Genomic DNA, 3955 nt, shown 5'->3' on the forward strand with positions numbered 1-3955 from the left:
TTTCGTTGTTGTTTTCTGCCTTGGCTTTTTCTGCTTCTTCTAACGCAATTGCGGCTTCATGACGCTTCGCTTTCGCTTCTTCGCCAAATTTATTAGCAAGCAAACTTCCTGCTTCCGCGACATTTGGTCCAAATTTCTCTGTCACCTCACGTTGGAAATCGAGTTCTTTTTGAACATCATCTTTATTAAAACGATTCTCTAATTTGCCACTTTGGCTTTGTGCACTCTCTGTAGTGATATCGGTTTTTATCGCAGCAATCTCTTCTTGTACCGTTTTACCTGTACGTTTTAATTGCTCTGCTTCATCTTTAATAATGATATTTTGTGTATTAATACCACTTTTTGTTGTGCTAGATTGGCTATCGGAATCTTTACCATAGCCCATGCCATAAGAGAATTGGAGAGATTCCTTGCCTTCAGCTAATTTCTTGGTGTTCTCTTTTCCATCTACTCCTTTAGAATTAACAGTTGTGTTGCTATTTTTATCGGTATAAAGCAGATTACCATCTTTATCCGTGGCTTGTTTTGTACTTTGAGCTGCACCATTCTCTCCAAATGGTGTTTCAAAGTTAGCTGACACACTGCCACTCACACCAAAACTGCTGCCACTATAATTTGAGTGATTTTCAATATCTGAATGTGTAATGCTGCCGGTACTAAAATGGTTTTTCCTTCAGTATGCGTACGTGATTTGCTCTTTTTAAGCTATTAATAAAACTTATAATGTTACATCAAATTTTGCTTAAAAATACTACAAAGCCTATATTTAAAACACAAAAAGTGCGGTCAATTTAAAGAGGTTTTAAAACTCTTTGAAAATTGACCGCACTTTCAAACATTAAATTCTAAGAATACTTTTTCATTAATTCATAAATTGGTTTTAATTGAGGCTCATTCTCTGTAGGTTTATAACTTTCAAGAATAGTTTCATCCTCATTTACTAAATAATGCACATTTGCCCCTTTTTGAAGCATAAGCTCTAAAACATCCAATCTCTCTGGGATATATCCAATCATAGATAAAGGGATTAAACCATCTTGGTTCGGTAAATTAGGATTTGCTCCAGCTTTGAGCAACGCTATCGCCACCTCAGCATTTTTACTTCGTAATGCATAATGCAAAGGAGTCATTTCATATATATCCTGAGCATTAATATCTATACCCTTATTAATTAGATAATTAATAACATCAGAAGATGGTTTATTTGACTCAAATCCTAATAAGGCTTTATGCAACCAATTCCAATGCTCTACAGGAGTTACTTCCATGATATTCCTTTCTTTATTTTGAAAAAGCTCTTCCAATAAAGTTAAATCACCAGAATCCATTGCATCTAAAATTTTTATGCCCATCTCTAACTTATTATTCATTTATTTTCCTCTTTCAAAGTTTTTCATATCACGAACAATTCGTTCAATATCATCTTTACCAGGCATCTCATTTCTATGACTTCGATTTTCAGACATATTTTCTAACCTAAATTTATTAGGTCTTGCATTTACATAATCATTAAATTGTTTTTGACTCCAATTTAACTCTTTAGCTGCAAGAGATAATCACCTATGCTCCTATCCTGAATATTTTGTCTTAAGGTGATTACCACCTACACTTGCTTCACTACCAATCACTGACTCTGCAAGATGCATATATGTTAAAAAGTGCAGTCAATTTTTAAGAAGTTTAAAAACTCTTTGAAAATTAACCGCACTTTAGCTCTATCAAACCGTCTAAAACGTTTTACAAAAATTTACTTATATCTCCATTTATTGGAATTACAATGTCTAAAGGTGGATTTCTAGAAACAACCTGAGCTAAATACCCAATACCAAGAATAAAAACTCTTGTTGATAAAGCAGAAATATCATCTAATTTATCTAGCGCTAATAGTAAATTAGTTTTAAATACTGGAACATCGTTTATATCTGCTAAAACATAAACATTTTGGTTAATTATTTTCTTTTCAATTAATTCAATTAACCTATCAAGATCCAATATTTTTATTTTCTTACTATCTTTATCTATACTTCCATATTCAAATGGGTATGTATAAAACTCTTTTAGAACTTGTTCCTTTTCATCTTCAGACAGAAGGTGGAAATTCTCCGATAAAGCCTCTTTACATTCATCAAATAATGTCATATGAATCCTTATTTATTTAATTGTTTAAGATATCGATTAAAATCATCTTTATTTCCATTAAATGGGATTACCTCCTTAATAGCCTTATCACCTTTTCCTTTAGTGTAGTCAAAAACATTAATATGCATTCCTTTCTTTGGATCATAATCTAATCGCCACCCTTTTTTCCCATCAGATGATATTCTACCTACAACTTTTCCATATCCATCACTAACAGCTAAAGTTCCTATGAATGGCTTAGAATCTATCCCAAGATCTCCAACTTTAGTTAAAGCTAAATTTCTTGCTGCTTCCCAACTATGCTGTTTCGGCAATGTGACTTCTACTCCAAAATGATCTAAAGTCTCAAATCTATTTTTAGATTTTTGAATAACTATAACATCATTTCCACTGTGATCTTTAAATTGATATGTATTATATCCATCAATATCTTTTACTCGTTTAGCTCCGTCAGGTAAAGCATGCCAACAATCATTATGCACCCAAACGCCATCAAGGTCAGAATTCGCTCCTTTAATGAAGTAAGTATGGTCATTTTCAACTGTCAGGTTATACGCACTTAACTTCTCAGCCTTGATGCTAACACCTTTCACAGTTTGCCAGTGATTATTTTCTGATAACAGTTTATAACCCGCTTTCAGATTTTGTGCATCTACCCACTGAGCGTTTTGGATTTCTCCTTTGTAGTGATGCCCCTCAGAACTCGGTACTAGCTCACCTTGATTTACCTGGGTAAAGAATGGATGAATTTTGTTTGAAACAATGGTTTGCTGTTTACCCTGTTCATCAATCACTTCTACATATACCGTAAAATCATACGGGTTGTTGTAGTGCGCTTGTACACGCTGATAGGTCATTTGTCCTGTCAGTTCATTTTTCGCATAAACCTTATCACCCACTTTAATAGACGCTATCGGCTTATAACCTTGCTCTGTTTTTACTTCCATGTCACCACGGAAAGAACAAGTTTTAGGTTTTATCTTCGCGACATTAATACCTGAATGAGCTACATCAATCGTGCCATTTTTTAATTTGGCAATAGACTTAGCTATCCCCAATCCCGCACCACTTAGAACCACGCCTCCAGTCGAAACACCTTTCATTTTGCCTTGGCGGTAGCCTTGCATTTCACCCGCGAGTTTTGGATTCTCTTGAAGGGCAAGCGCATAAGCCTCATCCCAATCTTTCAACGAAACCACAACATTATTATAGGTTTTCTCTGGATTTGAGATTGCTTCCCATAAAGACACAACAGTATCATCTAAATTAACAACTGCATCTGCTGTTTCTTTAACACTATCAATTTGCCCTTTAGCCTCTGCAATCTCTAGGCCTTCTTGATATTCTTTAGCTTTATCTTCATCTCCATTGAATAAAACCTTGGCATACATTTCAATGTTTTGCTTACGCTCATCACTAGGATGAACGTTATCAGCCATGCTGTTATTCTCCACTGAATCTTTCGCCGTCTTAGCCGCAATAATCGCTCCATCAGAACTATCTGATAAACTACCACCAGCAATACCTGCTGCTACTTGGCTTAAAGACGATACCGTACGTTTTTCTTCTTCGCTAAGCTTTTCAGGTGATTTATTGTAAAGTGTCGAGGCAAGGAAATGAGCTGCAGCCTCCCCACCTGCAGCACCCGCCGCGCCCGCAGCAACATTACGATTGCCTGCATAAGCCTCTACCGCGCCCCAAAGTGCATGAGCTGTCAAATTGAGAGCGGTATTTACATTACCTTTTGCATCTGTGGTCGCTTTCTTAATTTGGTTATTCACCGCAGGTGATAATCCTGAAGCCACCACTTCCGCTG

At 35.9% G+C, this 3955-nt stretch carries 4 protein-coding genes and 1 pseudogene; all 5 read right to left on the reverse strand.

From position 1 onward, the window contains the following. Positions 1-580, reverse strand: a 580-nt coding sequence (locus HMPREF9096_RS08910; protein ID WP_367379032.1) for a hypothetical protein, incomplete at its 3' end; no start/stop codon positions are given. Between the two features lie 265 nt (positions 581-845). Next, the gene (locus HMPREF9096_RS05345) at positions 846-1370 is read right to left on the reverse strand and encodes an ankyrin repeat domain-containing protein (protein ID WP_009500272.1); all 525 of its coding nucleotides are present in this window, start codon (positions 1368-1370) and stop codon (positions 846-848) included. Beyond that, positions 1371-1526, reverse strand: a pseudogene (locus HMPREF9096_RS09500) (hypothetical protein); the annotation flags it as partial. It abuts the gene before it with no gap. A 211-nt stretch (positions 1527-1737) separates the two neighbouring features. Beyond that, positions 1738-2139 (reverse strand): hypothetical protein, encoded by a 402-nt coding sequence (locus tag HMPREF9096_RS05340; RefSeq protein ID WP_009500273.1) that lies wholly within the window; start codon positions 2137-2139, stop codon positions 1738-1740. An 8-nt stretch (positions 2140-2147) separates the two neighbouring features. Then, positions 2148-3955, reverse strand: a 1808-nt coding sequence (locus tag HMPREF9096_RS09025; RefSeq protein WP_009500274.1) for a polymorphic toxin-type HINT domain-containing protein, incomplete at its 5' end; no start/stop codon positions are given.

The sequence above is a fragment of the Haemophilus sp. oral taxon 851 str. F0397 genome, assembly GCF_000242295.1.
Classification (GTDB): Bacteria; Pseudomonadota; Gammaproteobacteria; order Enterobacterales; family Pasteurellaceae; genus Haemophilus.